The 17,646-nt window shown below is 63.0% G+C and carries 17 protein-coding genes; 12 read left to right on the top strand and 5 right to left on the bottom strand.

Annotated features, from left to right (window positions below):
• Positions 1 to 17: 17 nt before the first annotated feature.
• Positions 18 to 1,523 carry a sensor domain-containing diguanylate cyclase gene (locus HXW87_RS18740; protein ID WP_239777349.1) on the bottom strand — a complete coding sequence of 502 codons (1,506 nt, stop codon included), beginning with the start codon at positions 1,521 to 1,523 and terminating at the stop codon, positions 18 to 20.
• 401 nt (positions 1,524 to 1,924) lie between these two features.
• Between HXW87_RS18740 and HXW87_RS18745 the strand changes: the two genes are divergently transcribed.
• Positions 1,925 to 2,620 (top strand): SDR family NAD(P)-dependent oxidoreductase, encoded by a 696-nt coding sequence (locus HXW87_RS18745; protein WP_239777358.1) that lies wholly within the window; start codon positions 1,925 to 1,927, stop codon positions 2,618 to 2,620.
• Between the two features lie 120 nt (positions 2,621 to 2,740).
• On the top strand, positions 2,741 to 3,730 hold the full coding sequence (locus tag HXW87_RS18750) for an AraC family transcriptional regulator (RefSeq protein WP_230679373.1): 990 nt from the start codon (positions 2,741 to 2,743) through the stop codon (positions 3,728 to 3,730).
• A 6-nt stretch (positions 3,731 to 3,736) separates the two neighbouring features.
• On the opposite strand, the gene HXW87_RS18755 is transcribed toward HXW87_RS18750, so the two are convergent.
• The gene (locus HXW87_RS18755) at positions 3,737 to 4,150 is read right to left on the bottom strand and encodes a cupin domain-containing protein (RefSeq protein WP_182404434.1); all 414 of its coding nucleotides are present in this window, start codon (positions 4,148 to 4,150) and stop codon (positions 3,737 to 3,739) included.
• 301 nt (positions 4,151 to 4,451) lie between these two features.
• Between HXW87_RS18755 and HXW87_RS18760 the strand changes: the two genes are divergently transcribed.
• Positions 4,452 to 5,486, top strand: a complete 1,035-nt coding sequence (locus HXW87_RS18760) for an alpha/beta hydrolase (protein WP_239777360.1) — start codon at positions 4,452 to 4,454, stop codon at positions 5,484 to 5,486.
• 25 nt (positions 5,487 to 5,511) lie between these two features.
• On the opposite strand, the gene HXW87_RS18765 is transcribed toward HXW87_RS18760, so the two are convergent.
• A complete protein-coding gene (locus HXW87_RS18765; protein ID WP_047294052.1) occupies positions 5,512 to 6,534 on the bottom strand; it encodes a GlxA family transcriptional regulator in 1,023 nt (340 codons plus the stop codon).
• 66 nt (positions 6,535 to 6,600) lie between these two features.
• Positions 6,601 to 7,527, bottom strand: coding sequence for a LysR family transcriptional regulator (locus HXW87_RS18770; protein ID WP_239777363.1), 927 nt, complete (start codon positions 7,525 to 7,527; stop codon positions 6,601 to 6,603).
• Between the two features lie 122 nt (positions 7,528 to 7,649).
• On the opposite strand from HXW87_RS18770, the gene HXW87_RS18775 reads away from it, so the two are divergent.
• The 5 genes from HXW87_RS18775 (at position 7,650) to phnE (ending at position 11,448) form a co-directional block, all read left to right on the top strand.
• On the top strand, positions 7,650 to 8,054 hold the full coding sequence (locus HXW87_RS18775) for a RidA family protein (RefSeq protein ID WP_047294050.1): 405 nt from the start codon (positions 7,650 to 7,652) through the stop codon (positions 8,052 to 8,054).
• A 151-nt stretch (positions 8,055 to 8,205) separates the two neighbouring features.
• Positions 8,206 to 9,069, top strand: coding sequence for a putative selenate ABC transporter substrate-binding protein (locus HXW87_RS18780; RefSeq protein WP_239777364.1), 864 nt, complete (start codon positions 8,206 to 8,208; stop codon positions 9,067 to 9,069).
• Positions 9,066 to 9,863 (top strand): ATP-binding cassette domain-containing protein, encoded by a 798-nt coding sequence (locus HXW87_RS18785; protein WP_239777368.1) that lies wholly within the window; start codon positions 9,066 to 9,068, stop codon positions 9,861 to 9,863. Before HXW87_RS18780 ends, HXW87_RS18785 begins: the two co-directional genes overlap by 4 nt.
• Positions 9,857 to 10,684: an ABC transporter permease subunit gene (locus tag HXW87_RS18790; RefSeq protein ID WP_047294048.1), complete on the top strand. Its 828-nt coding sequence runs from the start codon at positions 9,857 to 9,859 to the stop codon at positions 10,682 to 10,684. Before HXW87_RS18785 ends, HXW87_RS18790 begins: the two co-directional genes overlap by 7 nt.
• Positions 10,681 to 11,448, top strand: coding sequence for a phosphonate ABC transporter, permease protein PhnE (gene phnE / locus HXW87_RS18795; RefSeq protein ID WP_239777370.1), 768 nt, complete (start codon positions 10,681 to 10,683; stop codon positions 11,446 to 11,448). The genes HXW87_RS18790 and phnE overlap by 4 nt, the downstream gene beginning before the upstream one ends.
• 10 nt (positions 11,449 to 11,458) lie before the next feature.
• Here the strand turns inward: phnE and HXW87_RS18800 are convergent, their stop codons facing one another.
• On the bottom strand, positions 11,459 to 12,232 hold the full coding sequence (locus HXW87_RS18800) for an AraC family transcriptional regulator (protein ID WP_047294045.1): 774 nt from the start codon (positions 12,230 to 12,232) through the stop codon (positions 11,459 to 11,461).
• Between the two features lie 200 nt (positions 12,233 to 12,432).
• On the opposite strand from HXW87_RS18800, the gene HXW87_RS18805 reads away from it, so the two are divergent.
• From HXW87_RS18805 to HXW87_RS18820, 4 genes are read left to right on the top strand one after another with little or no spacing between them, the layout of a single operon-like run.
• Positions 12,433 to 14,061 carry an APC family permease gene (locus tag HXW87_RS18805; protein ID WP_239777372.1) on the top strand — a complete coding sequence of 543 codons (1,629 nt, stop codon included), beginning with the start codon at positions 12,433 to 12,435 and terminating at the stop codon, positions 14,059 to 14,061.
• A gap of 21 nt (positions 14,062 to 14,082) precedes the next feature.
• The gene (locus tag HXW87_RS18810) at positions 14,083 to 15,009 is read left to right on the top strand and encodes a 4-hydroxyproline epimerase (RefSeq protein ID WP_131670311.1); all 927 of its coding nucleotides are present in this window, start codon (positions 14,083 to 14,085) and stop codon (positions 15,007 to 15,009) included.
• A gap of 51 nt (positions 15,010 to 15,060) precedes the next feature.
• Positions 15,061 to 16,008, top strand: a complete 948-nt coding sequence (locus tag HXW87_RS18815) for a dihydrodipicolinate synthase family protein (protein ID WP_047294039.1) — start codon at positions 15,061 to 15,063, stop codon at positions 16,006 to 16,008.
• Positions 16,009 to 16,066: 58 nt separating this feature from the next.
• Positions 16,067 to 17,644, top strand: a complete 1,578-nt coding sequence (locus HXW87_RS18820; protein WP_239777374.1) for an aldehyde dehydrogenase (NADP(+)) — start codon at positions 16,067 to 16,069, stop codon at positions 17,642 to 17,644.
• Positions 17,645 to 17,646 lie beyond the last annotated feature (2 nt).

Consider the following 17,646-nt stretch of genomic DNA (forward strand, 5'->3'; position numbering starts at 1 on the left):
GTCCTGTTCGCCCCCCGTCACCACTCGGCCGGTACAAACCGGTTACGCCCCGCCGTCTTGGCGTTATACAGCGCTTGGTCGGCCACCTCGATCAAACCTGGCACGTGATCCAGTCGTGCCCCCGACGCCGCCGCAATCCCGATGCTCACGGTTACACGCCCGACCGGGCTGGAGGGGTGCGCAATATGCGCTTGCGCGAGGCGATCCAGGATCAATTGCGCGACGACCGTTGCACCGGCAACGTCGGTGTCCGGCATGATCACCGCCATTTCTTCTCCGCCATAACGCGCCAGCAGATCCGACGGGCGCCTTACGCAACCCTCGAGGATTCTGCCGACCCTCTGCAGACAAGCATCGCCGGCAACATGCCCGAATGAATCGTTGAACAGCTTGAAGTAATCGATATCGATCATCAGCAACGCCAGCGTCGTGCCGTCACGTTGGGCGCGCCGGGCTTCCATGGCGAGGCTCTCATCGAAGCAGCGCCGGTTGGCCAGACCGGTCAGGGCATCCTTCATCGCCAGCAACTCAAGCTGGCGATTGGAGGAGAGCAACTGCTGCTGCGTGCCACGCAATTGCTCTTCAGCCCTGGTACGCCGGCGGATATCCAGCATCAGGCACCAGCCGATCAGCCCGGTCAGCCCCAGCAATCCCGTGACCACCACAGCCGACAGCCAGGCTTCCATGCGCCACGCCGCGAGGGCCTCGCGCTTGCCGAGAGCGACGGTGGTAATCAGCGGCAGCCGGTCGCTCTTGCGGAAGGCGTAAAGCCGCTCGACGCCATCCAGGCTGGAGGTAAACGACGCGGTGCCGACGGATCGATCGACCAGATACTTCGCATAGATCGGCGACTTGGAAAAGTTGCGCCCCATGTCCTGCTCGCGGAAGGGATAGCGCACCAGCAACGTACCGTCGGTATAGGACAAGCCGATGGCGCCCTCCTGCCCCACATCGATCTTGCCGAACAGGCGCAGAAAGTTTTCGACCCCCAGCGTCACCGCCACCACCCCGGCAAATTCGCCGTGCGCATCGTTGAAACGGCGGCTGACGGTTATCACCCACTCCTGATTGGAGCGGCTCTGAATCGGCGGACCGATAAAGGTGTCGCGGCTCGGATCGTCGCGATGATGGATGAAGTAGGCGCGATCACGGCTGCTGGCCCCGGCCGGAATCGGTCGGTTGGACGACATCAGCCAGCGGCCCTGATTGTCGTAGATGGTGATGCCGCTGAGCTGCGGCATCAGCGGTTCCTGACGGTTGACCAGTGCACTCAGACGCTGGATCTGCGCGGGGCCACTGCCTTCGGTTTCCAGACGTTCGACGAGCCCGAGCAGCAGCAACGAACTCTGGCGCACAATGCCCTCGGAATAAGTCGCCAGCGCCTGGGTCAGGTTCAAGCCATGAACGTTGACTTCCTCCAGCGCACGCTCGCGAGAGGCCAACACTTTCCATACCGTCAGCGACGCGAGGGAACAGCCGATCACCAACAACAACAGCACTACCAAGCGGGTATCACGCTTCACATCACTACCTTTGGGCAAATCCGGTTTCCGTTCCTGCGGCGGGTCGACCGACTCGATGACTACAGCCGCTTGTCCTTGTCGCGGGCAAGGATACAAGTCGCACGGGCTTGCTGCAGCAACAGAATAGGTGGCGCAAAAAACACGCCGCAGACTTCAGAAAAGCCATCGCGCCTGGGGAAACGATGACAAGCATGCCAGACCAAACCATCGCCAGGCTTTCAGGACTGGACGGCTGAAGAGCGGCAGAAGCCAACTTTCTGACGCCTGTTTCACGACCCTTGGCCGAAGATTTGCCAAGCAAAAAAAATTGGCACTTTTGCACAACAAGTTGACATCCAAAAGCATGCCACGGGCGACCGATATCATTAGAGTATGCGCCCTTAAAAAGGAAAGGACTCTTGATGACTCAGTCACTCTCACGGCGCGTTGTGGCGATTACCGGCGCCCTGGGGAATCTCGGCGAGACCCTGGCGGACATGGCCGCCGCCCGGGGCGCGGATCTGGTGCTGATCGATCAGGCGACGATCACGCTGCCCAGTTCCCATAACCGACTGGTCCTGTCCGGCGTCGACCTGACTTCCTTTGCCGATTGCCAGAACGTCGCCCACCAGATCAATCGCTACTTCGGGCGCCTCGATGCATTGGTAAACGGCGCCGGCGGTTACGCGTGGGAGCCATTGCTCGGTGGTGCGATAGAAGCTTGGGATCGGCTCTACTCGCTGAACCTTCGAACCGCCTTGAATGCCAGCAAAGCCCTGCTGCCGTTGCTGCTGCAATCCTCAGCGGGGCGCATCGTCAATATCGGCGCGAGCATGGCAGCCAGGGCCGGACTGGGGATGGGCGCTTACGCTGCGTCGAAATCCAGCGTACTGCGCCTGACCGAAAGCCTCGCCGAAGAGCTCAAGGACATGAGCATCACGGTCAATGCCGTGCTACCGAGCGTGCTCGACACCCCGCAAAACCGTGAGGCCATGCCCGACGCCGAGCACCAGCGCTGGGTGACGCCCGCGCAACTGGCGGCGGTCATTCTGTTTCTGATTTCGGAACAGGCGTCTGCGGTCACCGGCACCGGCATTCCGGTGATCGGGCGCATGTAGGGTCTACTGACGCCGCGCGCCTTGGCGACGTCGCTTTCTTCACCTTTCGGAAAAGCAAGATCACCGGATGACCGGACTTCCCCTCCCCCCATGCGACCCGCCACTTCCAGCGCTGCTTTCGTGAACCACGTCCTTGATGTCGCCGAGCAACACGGTTGCGATAGCGACTGGCTGTTGCAGCAGACCGGACTCTCACGCGAGCAGTTGTCCGATTCGATTGTGCGCATTCCCATGCACCAACTGCGGACCTTGCTGGAACTGGCGGCGCGCAGCAGCGACCTGCCGCATTTCGGTCTGCTGGTCGGCGCCGCCGTGCGCCCCGGCACCTACGGCGTACTGGGTTATGTGCTGATGACCAGTGCGACGCTCGGCGAGTCGCTGAACATGATTCTGCGGTTCGGCAAGATCGTTTATGACAGCCCGTCCAGCCAGACCCGGATCGTCATCGGCGACGGCCGCGTGACCCTCGAAGATCAGCGCATCAATGAACTCGAGCCTTACTGCGCCCTGCATCAAGAAACATTAATGGCCGGCTGGGCAGCGTTCGGCCGCTGGTTGATCGCCAGCAACTCGCCGATGCTGGAGGTCAGAATGAGGCATCCGGCGCTCGGCGAGCCGGCACTCTACGAAGCGTTTTTTGGTTGTCCGGTGCAGTTCGAAGCCGGGAGCAACGCGCTGGTGTTCGCCGAATCGACCCTCTCGTCACGCATTCAGGGCGCCGACCCGCGCATGCATCGCAGCATGCTGCTGGAGGCCGACTGGCAGTTGTGTCTGTCGTACCCGGCATTTTCCGTGACCGACCGTTTGCGCGCCTTGCTCACCGAACAGTTGCCAACCGGCGATTTCAGCCTGAAAAGCCTGGCCCGACAGCTGGCGATTTCGCCGCGCACCTTGCAACGCAAACTGGCGGCGGAAGGGGAAAATTTCAATCAGGTGCTGGAAACCATGCGCATGGAACTGGCCGACCATTACCTGCGCCGCACCGAGACCAGCATCATGAACATCGCCCTGATGCTGGGTTACTCGCAGGCCAGTTCTTTCAGCCATTCCTTCCGTCAGGCGCGCGGGATTTCGCCGGTGGATTACCGCAAGTTGCTGCGCGCCAGATAAGCCCGATCACGGCTTCAGTTCCAGCAGCGGCTGGCCCTTTTTCACCACATAGGTTGCCAGTTCCACGCCGTGGTCCTGGCCGACGTTCCTCGCCACATGGGCCACGCCCGCCGGGATGAACAGTGAGTCGCCGGCCTTTAGCGTGACCGCCGGGCGCCCCTCCAGTTGATACTCCAGCGTGCCACTGAGCACATGCGCCACCTCGACACCCGGATGCGCATGCCGCGGCGCGGTGACACCCGGGTCGAAGTCGATACGCGCCTGGATCACTTCGCGATCCGCGTCCCCCAGGTCCTGACGCATCAGCTCGGTACGGCTCAGGCCCTGTTGCCAGCTCATGGCCTGAGCCTCCGCCGCCTGCGCCAGACCGGTGAATGAAACCAGTGCGGCCACAGTGGCCAGAATCAGTGTGCGTTGCATGCAATTGCCCTCTCGACAGTGGTGGTGTGAAGGCCTGCACTGTGAGCGCCGGGTGTAGCGCTGATGTGTCGAAAAACCCGGGTTTGGTCTCGCCGTGTATCGTGCGCACCGCTGAATACACGGCCGTACAAAACACACCGGCTGTGTATCACAGTGTGTACAGACGCCCCGGCGATACATGAACTTGAATCACCGCGTTTTTTCGACATGGGCCAGATACGTCCCGGCGTTCCAATGCCTGCAAGGTTTGCCGGGCTCAGCCCGCACCTGCCCCCGACAGGTTTGCCAAGGAGACTTCAACATGAAAAACGCAGCACTCAACCGTATGAACATCCTCGCCGTGGCGCTGTTCGGCGCGCTGGCGGCGACGCAAATGCCAACGGCCGCCGCCGCGCAGCCGACAACCGGCGACCACAACGTCAGCTATGCCGCCCCCTCGCCGTTCGGCCCGCTCAAGCATGTGCAGGCCGGCCTGCTGGATGTGGCCTACGCCGAAACCGGTCCGGCGCAGGGGCCGGTGGTGATTCTGCTGCACGGTTGGCCGTACGACATTCACAGTTACGACGAAGTCGCGCCGTTACTGGCCGCCAAGGGTTATCGGGTGTTGATGCCGTATGCGCGGGGTTATGGCGACACGCATTTCCTCTCGGATCAGACACTGCGCAACGGTCAACCGGCGGCACTGGCCAGCGACGTGATCGACTTCATGGATGCGCTGAATATCCAGCAAGCGGTACTCGGTGGCTACGACTGGGGCGCGCGTTCGGCGGACATCGTTTCGGCGTTGTGGCCGGAGCGGGTCAAGGCATTGGTCTCGGTCAGCGGCTACCTGATCGGCAATCAGGCTGCCGGGCAGAATCCATTGCCGCCCAAGGCCGAATTGCAATGGTGGTATCAGTTCTACTTCGCCACTGAACGTGGCCGTGACGGTTACCGCAAAAACACCCACGACTTCGCCAAGCTGATCTGGCAGCTCGCCTCACCGAAGTGGGCGTTCGATGACGCCACGTTCGACCGTAGCGCCAAAGCGCTGGAGAACCCCGATCACGTCGCGATCACCGTGTTCAACTACCGCTGGCGTCTGGGCCTGGTGCAGGGCGAACCGCAATACGCAGCGCTGGAACAGAAACTCGCCAGCGCCCCGTCGATCAGCGTGCCGACCATCACCCTTGAGGGCGATGCCAACGGCGCGCCGCACCCGGCGCCCGAGGATTACGCCAAGCGTTTCACCGGCAAGTACCAGTACCGCCTGATCAACGGCGGCATCGGCCACAACCTGCCGCAGGAAGATCCGCAGGCGTTCGCCCAAGCAGTGATCGACGCCGATCACCTCTGAGACCGAAGGCAGAAAACGCCTCGGTCTACTTGACCAGGCGTTTTTCCCTGGACGGTCGATACCCGAAAAACGCGCTGTAGCATTTGCTGAAATGGCTCGGCGAAACGAAACCACAGGCCACCAGCACTTCCATCTGCGACAGCTCGGTGTGCTGCAACAGGCGCCGGGCTTCAGTGATGCGCAATTCCAGGTAATAGCGTTGCGGCGTGGTGCCCAACTGCTCCTTGAACAAACGCTCCAACTGGCGCCGCGAGCGCCCGGCGTACACCGCCAGTTGCTCCAGCTCCAGCGGCTCTTCGAGGTTGGCGTCCATCAGTTTGACCACCTCGCGCAACGGTGCGCTGACGCAGAGGTTTTCATCCGGTTTGATCCGCCGATAGCGCGACTCCTCGAACGCCAGAATGTCCTCGATACCCTCGACCAGCGCCTTGCCGTGCAGGCCCTTGATCCAGTCCAGCGCCATGTGGAATGCGCCGGACGGGCTCGACGCCGTGAGCCGGTCGCGATCGATCACATAAGGTTCGCTGCTGACCTGGGTGGCCTTGGCAATTTCCGTGAGCGCCGGACGGTGTTCCGGATGAATCGCGCAACGGTAACCATCGAGCAGGCCGGCCCGCCCGAGAAACCACGCACCGTTCCACAATCCAGCCAGACTGACACCGCGTTCCGCTGCCGTGCGCAGCAGGCTGATCAACTCTTCGCTGGCCTTCAGCTCAGTGCGGTAACCGCCACACACCACCAGCAAGTCCAGATCCGCAAGGCTGGCGGCGTCAATCCGCGCATCCGGGCGAATCACCAACCCCAGGTCGCTGATCACCTCTCCCTCGCCCAGCCCGAACGTACGCGAGCTGAACAGTCCGGCGCGCAACAGATTGGCGGTGATAATCGTGTCCAGGGTCTGGGTGAAGGCCGGCAGCGAAAAATGCTCCAGCAACAGAAAACCGGTGCGGGTGATGCGGGTCTCGGCGGCTTGCTCATTCAGATAGCGGAGGTTTTTGCCCTTCATGCCTCCGCTGAATTGACGTCGTTCGATCAAGGTCTGGCCCATCGGTCATGTTGTTATGCGCCGATAGTTGGCTTGATGGGCCAAAGAGTCAATCACGCTTGCGGCTGATCACACACCTCGGTGAGCAATGACCGGCGCATGTTGCGCCATCAGCTCGACGATCCAGTCAATGAACACCCGCAGTTTCAGGCTGACATGCCGGTTCGGCGGGTACGCCACGTAGAGCGGCATCGGCTCGAGTTGCCAGTCCTCGAACAGCGGCACCAACTCACCCCGAGCCTGATGCGCGTGCGACATGTACCGGGGTAACCACAGCACGCCCATGCCGGCCAGACCTGCCGCAAGGTAAGCGTTGCCGTCATCGACGGCGAGTACGTGGCGGCCCTTGATCTGCAGGTGTTCGCTGCCATTGCGCAAGGCGTAAGGCACGGGTTTGCCGGTGCGCGCCCAGAGAAAGCCGACCACCCGATGAGGGGAGTCTTCCAGCTCGCGGGGATGCTGCGGCGTGCCGGCGCGGGCCAGGTAACTCGGCGCGGCGAAGACCCCGAGCTGCAGGTCGGCCACCCGCCGGGCCATCAGTGACTGATCGAGCAATTCACCGCCGCGCACCACGCAATCGACGTTCTCATCGATGATGTCAACGATGCGGTCACTGACCCCCATGTCGATCTGGATATCCGGATAACGCGCGTGAAACTCAGGCAACGCCGGCATCAGAATCAGCCTCGCCAACGGGCTTGGCACATCGACGCGCAAGCGCCCTCTGGGCAATGCCGAGGCGCCGGACAGACTGGTTTCGGCGTCGTCCATGTCGGCCAACAGTTTGATCACTCGCTCGTAATAGATCGCACCGTCGGCCGTGACGTTGACCTTGCGCGTGGTGCGGTTGAGCAACTTGACCCGCAGGCGTGCCTCCAACTGCTGCACCAGTTGCGTCACCGTGGTCTTGCTCATGTGCAAGGTCTCGGCGGCCTTGGTGAAACTGCCCGCCTCGACCACCCGGGCGAACGCCTGCATTGCATCGAAACGGTCCACTTCGCGCCCTCTGATTGTTTGGAAAATGCAAACAGTGAACGCCAAGGTTGCGCGTTTATCACCCCTGCGCAAGCCCCTAAAGTCACTCCATCAACAATCACCAAATAATGATGGAGACACCCATGACCCAACGCGACGTTGTTTTCCCGCCTGCCCGCCATGCGCTTTACGAGCGTCATCGTTATTCACCGGCCATTCGTTCCAACGGTTTTCTGTTCGTCTCCGGGCAAGTCGGCAGTCGTGAAGACGGTTCGCCGGAGCCGGATCTGCAGGACCAGGTACGCCTGGCCTTCAACAACCTCAATGCGATCCTCGAGGCCGCCGGTTGCAGCTTCGCCGATGCGGTGGACGTCACGGTGTTCATGATCGATCCGCAAGCGACCTTCGAAACCATCTGGGCCGTGGTCCCGGAATTCTGGGGCAGCGCGCCGTATCCGACGATTACCGCGGTCGGCGTGACCTGGCTGGCCGGGTTTCAATTCGAGATCAAGGTGATTGCCAGACTGCCGGAAAATCCTGCAGCGTAACCTCGGGTAAAACATCCCCGGACACCGCTGCTGGCCTTTGACAGTGCGGCTGCGTATAACCTCGCCGTTTCGTCTAACCTGATTGAGCGCCCGGGCGCGACACCGCGCCCGGTGGCGCTTAGAATGCGACGCTCATGAAACGGAGATTTCCATGCTCAAACGAACCCTGGCACTGACTGCTGGTCTGGCCCTGTCTTTTTCTGCTTTGGTGGCGCATGCCGCCGATGTGTTGCGGGTCAGTGCAATTCCCGATGAAGCCCCGACCGAATTGCTGCGCAAATTCGAACCGCTGGGGGCCTATCTGGAGCAGCAACTGGGCATGAAAGTGCAGTTCGTTCCGGTGGCCGACTACCCGGCAGTGGTTGAAGCGCTGGCGACCGATCGCCTCGACATGGCCTGGCTGGGCGGTTTCACTTTCGTTCAGGCACGCCTGAAGACCGACGCCACCACCCCGGTGATTCCGCTGGTGCAGCGCGAGCAGGATGCGCAGTTCACCAGCAAGTTCATCACTGCCGACCCGAACGTGAAGAGCCTGGCCGACCTCAAGGGCAAGACCTTTGCCTTCGGCTCCGTGTCGTCGACCTCCGGCAGCCTGATGCCGCGTTACTTCATGCTGAAGAACGACAACATCAAGCCTGAAGCCTATTTCAGCCGCGTCGCCTACTCCGGTGCGCACGACGCCACCGTCGCCTGGGTCCAGGCCGGCAAGGTCGATGCCGGTGTGCTGAACGCCAGCGTCTGGCAGAAACTGGTGGACGCCGGCAAGGTCGATACCAGCAAGATGCACGTGTTCGCCACGACCCCGGCCTACTTCGATTACAACTGGACCGTGCGCGGCACCCTCGACCCGGCACTGGCGGCGAAGATCAAGAAAGCCTTCCTCGACCTCGACCCGGCCAACCCGGAGCAGAAGAAGATTCTTGATCTGCAGGCGGCCAGCCGTTTCATCGACACCAAGCCCGAGAACTACAAGGGCATCGAGGAAGCTGCTCGCGCCGCCGATCTGTTGAAATGACCCTGAGCCTCAAACAAGGCCGCCTGCACCACGCCAATGGGGTCGACGCACTACGTGGCGTCGATCTGCAGATTGCGGCGGGTGAACAGGTGGCGATCATCGGTCCGTCCGGGGCCGGTAAATCCAGCCTGTTGAACCTGCTCGCCACCGCGTTACGCCCCAGCAGCGGTGAAATCGAGGTGCTCGGTGAACGCCCCTGGCACCTCCCCGCCCGTCAACGGCAACGCCTGCGTGCGCGCATCGGCCTGGTGCACCAAGCACCCCCGCTGCCGCCGCGCCAGCGCGTGGTGACGGCGGTGCTGGCCGGCAAACTCGGGCAGTGGAGTCTGGGCAAGAGCCTGCTCAATCTGCTGCATCCGACGGATATTCCCGGTGCCCGTGCCGCCCTCGCCCGCCTGGATCTGAGCGACAAACTCTTCGCTTACTGCCAGCAATTGTCCGGCGGCCAATTGCAGCGCGTGGGCATTGCCCGGGTGCTGTATCAGGCACCGGAGATTCTGCTGGCGGACGAACCGGTGTCGGCGATGGACCCGGTGCTCGCCGGGCACACCCTGTCGATCCTCTCGCAGCACGCGCGGGCGCATAACGTCACGCTGGTGGCGAGCCTGCATGCGGTGGAACTGGCGCTGGCACACTTTCCGCGCATCATCGGCTTGCGCGACGGCCAGATCCTGTTTGACAGCCCGGCCGAGCAGGTCAGCCGCGAAATGCTCGACACGCTGTACGCCAATGAGCAATTGCAAAGCCCGACGACGCCCAGTGCGCCGCTGATTGTGCAGATCCCGCGATGCTGACGGCTGATTCCCGCGACCCGGCCGCTGCGCCGCGACTGCTGCTGACCCTGCTGGCGATTGCCCTGCTGTGGCCGGGCATCCAGCTCAGCGAACTGGACCTTGGCGTGCTGCTGCACAGCGACAGCCAGACCGAAATGGGCCGCTTCATTTCCGGGTTCTGGCCTCCGGCGCATGACCACGATTTTCTCCAGTTACTGCTCAAGGCGACCCTGCAAACCCTGGCCATCGCCACCGCCGGCATGGCGTTGGCGTTGCTGCTGGCGGTGCCGGCCAGCCTGATAGCCAGCCGCGCGCTGTCGTTGTCGGCGGCGTCCCGCAGCGGTATTCCCAGTCGGCTCGGGCGCTTGCTGCGCTGGCCGGTGCGCGGGCTGCTGATCTTTTTGCGTAGCGTGCCGGAAATCGTTTGGGCGCTGCTGTTCGTGCGTGCCGTGGGCCTCGGCCCGGCGGCGGGTGTACTGGCGATCGCGATCACCTACAGCGGCATGCTCGGCAAGGTCTACGCGGAAATCTTCGAGTCCACTGACCAACGTCCGGCGCATGCCTTGATGCAAGCCGGCAGCGGACGGCTCGCCGGTTTTGCCTACGGAATCCTGCCCAATGTCGCGGCCGAGTTGCTGTCGTACACGGTGTATCGCTGGGAGTGCGCGATTCGTGCCTCGGTGGTGATGGGGTTTGTCGGCGCTGGTGGCCTCGGCCAGCAGATCGACCTGTCGCTGCGCATGTTCGCCAGCGGTGAAGTGGCGAGCATGTTGCTGACGTTCCTGATTCTGGTACTCGGTGCCGACCAACTCAGCCGCCTGTTGCGCTGGAGGCTGACATGAATCGCCTGTTCAATCTGTTGCTGATCGTCGGCATTGGCGTCGCGGTGATCGCCTCGTTCGGCTACCTCGAACTCGACCTCGGTGAACTGGGCAGCGCCACCAGCTTCAAGCAGATGGGGGCCTACGCGCAGCGCTTTCTCAGCCCGGACCTGAGCGTCACGCACTTGCAGGCGATCCTCAAGGGCGCGCTGGAAACCCTCGCCATGTCGGCCCTCGGCACCCTGCTCGCGGCCGTGTTCGGCATTCTCCTCGCGCTGCCCGCGGCCGGGCGTTTCGGCTGGCCGCTGCAAAGCGCTTCGCGCCTGTTGCTCAATGGTTTGCGGGCGATTCCGGAACTGGTGTGGGCGGCGCTGATGGTGCTCGCCGCCGGCCTCGGGCCGAATGCCGGCACTCTGGCGCTGGCCTTGCACACCACTGGCGTGCTCGGTCGACTGTTCGCCGAAGCGCTGGAAAATACCCCGCCGGAACCGGCCGAAGCGATCCGTTTGCAAGGCGGCAATCCCGTGCTCGCCTTCTGCTACGGCACCCTGCCCAACCTCGCCCCGCAATTGCTCGCCTATTGCCTGTATCGCTGGGAAAACAACATCCGCATGGCCAGCGTGCTGGGCTTCGTCGGGGCCGGTGGTTTGGGGCAGATGCTGTATGTCAGCCTCAGCCTGTTTCAAGAAGCGCAGGCCAGTACGGTGATTCTGGCGATGCTGATTCTGGTGCTGGGCGTGGACTCGCTGAGTGCCTGGAGCCGGCAGCGCTGGGTCAAGGCCTGACAGGCAAGCCTCACTGCGCCGTCGCCAACCGATACTGGCGCGGGGTGAATCCGGTCGACGCCTTGAACTGCCGGGTGAAAGCGCTGTGGTCGGTATAGCCGCACTGCAGCGCCACCTCGGTGATCGGCAACTCGCCATGCAACAGCCGATGCGCGTGCTCAAGACGCACTTTCTGGATCATCTGCCGCGGCGTCAGGTGGAACACCCGTTTGCAGTAGCGCTCCAGTTGCGCCACTGAAATTCCGGCGATGCGTGTCAGTTCGCTCAGGCTGACGCGCTGATTGAAGTTCGCCCGAATGTACTCGTCCACCGCCGCCAGTCGCTGATACGCCGGATGGGTTTCGCTGGCGGTTTGCAGGTCGACGGAAATGCCCGCCAGGCCAATGATCCGGTTATCACGATCGTACAGCGGACGCTTGTGGGTCAGGCACCAGCCGGGTTCGCGGCTGCCGTACAAATGCAGCTCCAGCTGATCCTCCAGCACCAATCCCTCTTCCAGCACGCGCCGATCCTGCTCGGTGTAGCCCGGGCCAAGTTGCGCCGGAAACACTTCGGCGCTGGTCTTGCCGAGTAACGGTCGCAGGTCTTTCAAACCGCAGCGCTGTACTAGCGTCTGGTTGGCCATGACGTAGCGTGCCTGCGGATCCTTGATGAAGATCGCCGCGTTGGGAATCACGTCCAGCATGGGCAACAGCAGCGCCATGCTGGCGAGCAGATCGTCGAGGCATTGCGCTCGGCTCGCTTCGTTCTGCTGGCTCAGGATCGCAAACGCGTTCTGCGTCATGACTGTCACTCCCCACTGTGCGCATTGGCTTGCGCGCAGATTGCCCGATGGCTGGCGGCCTGTCGAGCCGGGGCCTTGCCATGGGCCATTGTGCTGATTTCGTCATCGACACCGGCAAAAAACATCAATCGCGCAGCGCCTGACAAGTTCACTGTAGCGCCACTGCACGCCCCTCCAACAACCAACAAGAAGGCGACGCTATGACAGGCCAAGGCAAGTTCAAGAAACAACTTTCACTGATAGACCTCACGTTCATCGGACTGGGGGCGATCTTCGGTTCAGGCTGGTTGTTCGCCGCCAGTCATGTGTCGGCCATCGCCGGCCCGGCGGGGATTTTTTCCTGGCTGCTCGGTGGTTTCGCCGTGTTGCTGCTGGGCATCGTCTACTGCGAATTGGGCGCCGCGCTGCCCCGTGCCGGCGGCGTGGTGCGTTACCCGGTTTACTCCCACGGCCCGCTGCTCGGTTATCTGATGGGCTTCATTACGCTGATTGCGTTTTCCAGTCTGGTGGCGATCGAAGTGGTCGCCTCGCGGCAATATGCGGCAGCGTGGTTTCCCGAGTTGACCAAGGTCGGCTCCAGCGACCCGACCGTGCTCGGCTGGTTCGTGCAGTTCGGGTTGTTGTGTCTGTTTTTCCTGCTCAATTACCGCAGCGTGAAGACCTTCGCCATGGCCAACAATCTGGTCAGCGTGTTCAAGTTCATCGTGCCGCTGCTGGTGATCGGCGTGTTGTTCAGCTTCTTCAAACCGGCGAATTTCGAAGTGCACGGCTTTGCGCCGTTCGGCCTGTCCGGGATCGAAATGGCCGTGTCGGCCGGCGGGGTGATCTTCGCGTATCTGGGCCTGACGCCGATCATTTCGGTGGCCAGTGAAGTGAAGAACCCGCAACGCACGATTCCGATTGCGCTGATCCTGTCGGTGCTGCTCTCCACCGCGATCTACGTGCTGCTGCAGACCGCGTTCCTCGGCGGTATCCCGACCGAAATGCTCGCCAATGGCTGGGCCGGTGTCGCCAAGGAACTGGCCCTGCCGTATCGCGACATCGCCCTGGCACTGGGCGTCGGCTGGCTGGCGTATCTGGTGGTGGCCGATGCGGTGATCTCGCCCAGCGGTTGCGGCAACATCTACATGAATGCCACGCCGCGAGTGATCTACGGCTGGGCGCAGACCGGGACCTTCTTCAAGATCTTCACCCGCATCGATGAAAAATCCGGCATCCCGCGCCCCGCGCTGTGGCTGACCTTTGGCCTGTCGGTGTTCTGGACCCTGCCGTTCCCGTCGTGGGAAGCGCTGATCAACGTGGTCTCCGCCGCGCTGGTATTGAGCTACGCCGTGGCCCCGGTGTCGGTCGCCGCCCTGCGCCGCAGCGCGCCGGGCATGCCGCGTCCGTTCCGGGTCAAGGGCATGAATGTGCTCGGGCCACTGTCGTTCATCATCGCCGCGCTGATCGTCTACTGGTCGGGTTGGGGCACCGTGTCGTGGTTGCTCGGCCTGCAAATCCTGATGTTCGTGATCTACCTGCTGTGCGGGCGCATGGTGCCGACCGCGCACCTGAATCTGGGCCAGCAAGTGCGCTCTTCGGCGTGGCTGATCGGCTTCTACGCGCTGACCATCCTCCTCTCCAAACTTGGCAGTTTTGGCGGTATCGGCGTGCTCAGTCATCCGTTCGACACGGTGATCGTCGCGGCCTGTGCACTGGGCATCTACTACTGGGGCGCGGCCACCGGCGTACCGGCACACCTGATTCGTCTGGAAACCGAAGACGACGAAAGTGAAGCCGCTGAATCCTCCACCCATTCGGCAACGGGCCAGCGCCCTGCTCACGCCTGACCTTCACTCAAGGGACGAACCATGAAACGACTGCACATCATCGACTCCCACACCGGCGGCGAACCCACACGCCTGGTGATGAAGGGCTTCCCCGACTTGCCCGGCAACAGCATCGCCGAGCAGCGCGATGCCTTGCGCGAAGGCCACGACCAATGGCGCCGCGCCTGCCTGCTGGAACCGCGCGGCAACGACGTGCTGGTCGGCGCGCTGTACTGCGCGCCGGTCTCGCCGGACGCCACCTGCGGGGTGATTTTCTTCAACAACGCCGGTTACCTCGGCATGTGCGGCCACGGCACCATCGGCCTGGTCAACTCGCTGCATTATCTGGGCCGCATCGAACCGGGCGTGCACACGATCGACACTCCGGTCGGGCCGGTCAGCGCGACCCTGCACGAGGACGGCGCGGTGACCCTGGGCAACGTCCCGGCGTACCGCTACCGCAAACAGGTGCCGGTGGACGTGCCCGGTTACGGTCGCGTGTTCGGCGATATCGCCTGGGGCGGCAACTGGTTTTTCCTGGTTTCCGAACACGACCAGGACCTGCGGATGAGCAACGTCGAGGCCCTCACTGATTACACCTGGGCGATGCTCAAGGCCCTGGAAGCCCAGGGCATTCATGGCGAGGACGGCGCGCTGATCGACCACGTCGAACTGTTTGCCGACGACGCCCACGCCGACAGCCGCAACTTCGTCATGTGCCCCGGAAAAGCCTACGACCGCTCGCCCTGCGGCACCGGCACCAGCGCCAAACTGGCCTGCCTGGCCGCTGACGGCAAACTCGCCGAAGGCCAGGTCTGGACGCAAGCGAGCATCACCGGCAGCCAGTTCGAAGGTCGCTTCGAATGGCACGGCGAACGCGTGCGCCCGTTCATCACCGGGCGCGCCTACATGACCGCCGACGCCACCCTGCTGATCGACGAGCAGGACCCTTTCGCGTGGGGCATCTGACCTGCCCCGCTTTTTTACCGATCTGAATGAATGTCCCGAGGAGCTACAACAATGAGCGATAACATCTTCACTGGCTGCATTCCCGCGCTGATGACCCCGTGCACCGCCGCACGCAAACCGGACTTCGACGCCTTGGTCGCCAAAGGTCGCGAACTGATCGATATCGGCATGAGCGCGGTGGTTTACTGCGGCTCGATGGGCGACTGGCCGTTGCTGACCGAGGCCGAACGTCAGGAAGGCGTGGCGCGGCTGGTGGCCGCCGGGGTACCAACCATCGTCGGCACTGGCGCGGTCAACAGCCGTGAAGCGGTGTCCCACGCCGCGCACGCTGCAAAAGTCGGCGCCCATGGCCTGATGGTGATTCCACGCGTGCTGTCCCGTGGTGCTTCGGCGACTGCGCAAAAAGCCCACTTCGCCGCGATCCTCAAGGCCGCACCGAACCTGCCGGCGGTGATCTACAACAGCCCTTACTACGGCTTCGCCACCCGCGCCGAGCTGTTCTTCGAACTGCGCCGCGAGTATCCGAACCTGATCGGTTTCAAGGAATTCGGCGGCGGCGCCGACTTGCGCTACGCCGCCGAGAACATCACCTCGCAGGACGATGCCGTGACCCTGATGGTCGGCGTCGATACGCAAGTGGTGCACGGTTTCGTCAACTGCAACGCCACCGGCGCGATCACCGGCATCGGCAACGCTTTACCGCGCGAAGTCCTGCAACTGGTGGCGCTGAGCAAACAAGCGGCCAAGGGCGACGCCAAGGCCCGACGTCTGGCGCGCGAACTGGAAGCAGCGCTGGCAGTGCTGTCGTCGTTCGATGAAGGCTGCGATCTGGTGCTGTATTACAAGCACCTGATGGTGCTCAACGGCGACCGCGAATACGCCCTGCACTTCAACGAAACCGACGCCTTGAGCGATGCCCAGCGTCGTTACGCCGAGACCCAGTACGCGCTGTTCCGTCAGTGGTACAAAAACTGGTCCGCCGAGCAGAACCTCGCCTGATCGCAGTCCCTGCCCCGGTGCGATATCGGGGCCTCACCTCTTTTATCAAGGAAGCGCCATGACTCTGACAGGCCACATGTTGATCGGCGGCCAAGGCATTGCCGGCAGCCGTGAAGCGATCCGTGCGATCAATCCCGCCACCGATACGGTGCTGGAACCCGCGTACGCCGGGGGCAGCAGCGAGCATGTCGACCAGGCCTGCGAACTCGCGTGGCAAGCGTTTGATCCATATCGCGAGACGTCCCTCAGTGCTCGCGCCGAATTTCTCGAAACCATCGCCAATGAAATCGAAGCCCTCGGTGATGCGCTGATTGACCGCGCCGTGGCCGAAACCGGCCTGCCGCGCGCACGGATTCAAGGCGAACGCGGACGCACCTGCGGACAATTGCGCACGTTTGCCCGCACCGTCCGCGCTGGCGAATGGCTGGACGTTCGCGTCGATCAGTCACAACCACAACGTCAGCCACTGCCACGCGCGGATCTGCGCCAGCGGCAGATCGCGCTGGGGCCAGTGGCGGTGTTCGGCGCCAGCAACTTTCCGCTGGCGTTCTCCGTGGCGGGCGGCGACACCGCGTCTGCACTGGCCGCCGGTTGCCCGGTGATCGTCAAGGCGCACAGCGCGCATCCCGGCACAAGCGAACTGGTCGGCCAAGCGCTGGCTCGCGCCGTGAAAAAGTGCGCGTTGCCCGAAGGTGTGTTCTCCCTGCTGTTCGGTTCCGGCAATGAAGTGGGGATTGCGCTGATCAGCGATTGGCGCATCAGGGCTGTGGGTTTCACCGGCTCGCGCAGTGGCGGCCTTGCCTTGAGCCGAGCGGCGCAGGCACGGCCGGAACCGATTCCGGTGTACGCGGAAATGAGTTCGATCAATCCAGTGTTGTTGTTTCCCGCAGCGCTAGCCGCTCGCGGTGAGGCGTTGGCGCAAGGCTTTGTCGCCTCGCTGACTCAGGGCGCCGGGCAGTTCTGCACCAATCCCGGGTTGGTCATCGCTCGCCAAGGCGCGGCGCTGGACGCTTTCATCGCCGCTGCCGCCGAGCTGATCGAGCGCAGCCCCGCGCAGACCATGCTCACGCCAGGGATCTTCCGCGCGTATGAAACTGGCGTCGGCGCGCTGGCCGAACATCCGCAGGCACAACGCCTGGCGAGCGGTCTTGCAGCTGAAGGCCCTAATCAGTGTCAAGCGCAGTTGTTCCTCACTCAGGCGCAGAACGTCCTCGCTGACGTGCGCCTGCAAAGTGAAATGTTCGGCCCGGCGTCGCTGATCGTACGTTGCGCCAACGACGATGAAATCCGTCAGGTCTGCGAGCATCTCGAAGGCCAGTTGACCGCCACGCTGCAACTGGATGACGCTGATCTGGATCGCGCCCGGGCCTTGTTGCCGACACTGGAACGCAAGGCCGGACGCCTGCTGGTCAACGGCTGGCCGACCGGGGTCGAAGTGTGCGATGCGATGGTGCATGGCGGGCCGTTCCCGGCGACGTCGGACGCGCGCAGCACCTCGGTCGGCACCGCGGCGATTCTGCGTTTCCTGCGTCCGGTGTGCTATCAGGACTTTCCTGACGGTTTGCTGCCGCTACCGTTGCAACAGGCAAATCCGCTGCACTTGCGGCGCTTGCTCGACGGCCAGAGGGAAGCCTGAAC

The organism is Pseudomonas sp. Y5-11, from assembly GCF_022368695.1.
Taxonomy (GTDB): Bacteria; Pseudomonadota; Gammaproteobacteria; order Pseudomonadales; family Pseudomonadaceae; genus Aquipseudomonas; species Aquipseudomonas parakoreensis.

Coding starts and splice junctions, on each gene's coding strand:
- HXW87_RS18820 (WP_239777374.1), top strand. CDS start 16,067: ATGACTCTGACAGGCCACATGTTGATCGGCGGCCAAGGCATTGCCGGC.
- phnE (WP_239777370.1), top strand. CDS start 10,681: ATGAATCGCCTGTTCAATCTGTTGCTGATCGTCGGCATTGGCGTCGCG.
- HXW87_RS18800 (WP_047294045.1), bottom strand. CDS start 12,232: ATGACGCAGAACGCGTTTGCGATCCTGAGCCAGCAGAACGAAGCGAGC.
- HXW87_RS18805 (WP_239777372.1), top strand. CDS start 12,433: ATGACAGGCCAAGGCAAGTTCAAGAAACAACTTTCACTGATAGACCTC.
- HXW87_RS18775 (WP_047294050.1), top strand. CDS start 7,650: ATGACCCAACGCGACGTTGTTTTCCCGCCTGCCCGCCATGCGCTTTAC.
- HXW87_RS18755 (WP_182404434.1), bottom strand. CDS start 4,150: ATGCAACGCACACTGATTCTGGCCACTGTGGCCGCACTGGTTTCATTC.
- HXW87_RS18810 (WP_131670311.1), top strand. CDS start 14,083: ATGAAACGACTGCACATCATCGACTCCCACACCGGCGGCGAACCCACA.
- HXW87_RS18780 (WP_239777364.1), top strand. CDS start 8,206: ATGCTCAAACGAACCCTGGCACTGACTGCTGGTCTGGCCCTGTCTTTT.
- HXW87_RS18785 (WP_239777368.1), top strand. CDS start 9,066: ATGACCCTGAGCCTCAAACAAGGCCGCCTGCACCACGCCAATGGGGTC.
- HXW87_RS18790 (WP_047294048.1), top strand. CDS start 9,857: ATGCTGACGGCTGATTCCCGCGACCCGGCCGCTGCGCCGCGACTGCTG.
- HXW87_RS18765 (WP_047294052.1), bottom strand. CDS start 6,534: ATGGGCCAGACCTTGATCGAACGACGTCAATTCAGCGGAGGCATGAAG.
- HXW87_RS18815 (WP_047294039.1), top strand. CDS start 15,061: ATGAGCGATAACATCTTCACTGGCTGCATTCCCGCGCTGATGACCCCG.
- HXW87_RS18760 (WP_239777360.1), top strand. CDS start 4,452: ATGAAAAACGCAGCACTCAACCGTATGAACATCCTCGCCGTGGCGCTG.
- HXW87_RS18745 (WP_239777358.1), top strand. CDS start 1,925: ATGACTCAGTCACTCTCACGGCGCGTTGTGGCGATTACCGGCGCCCTG.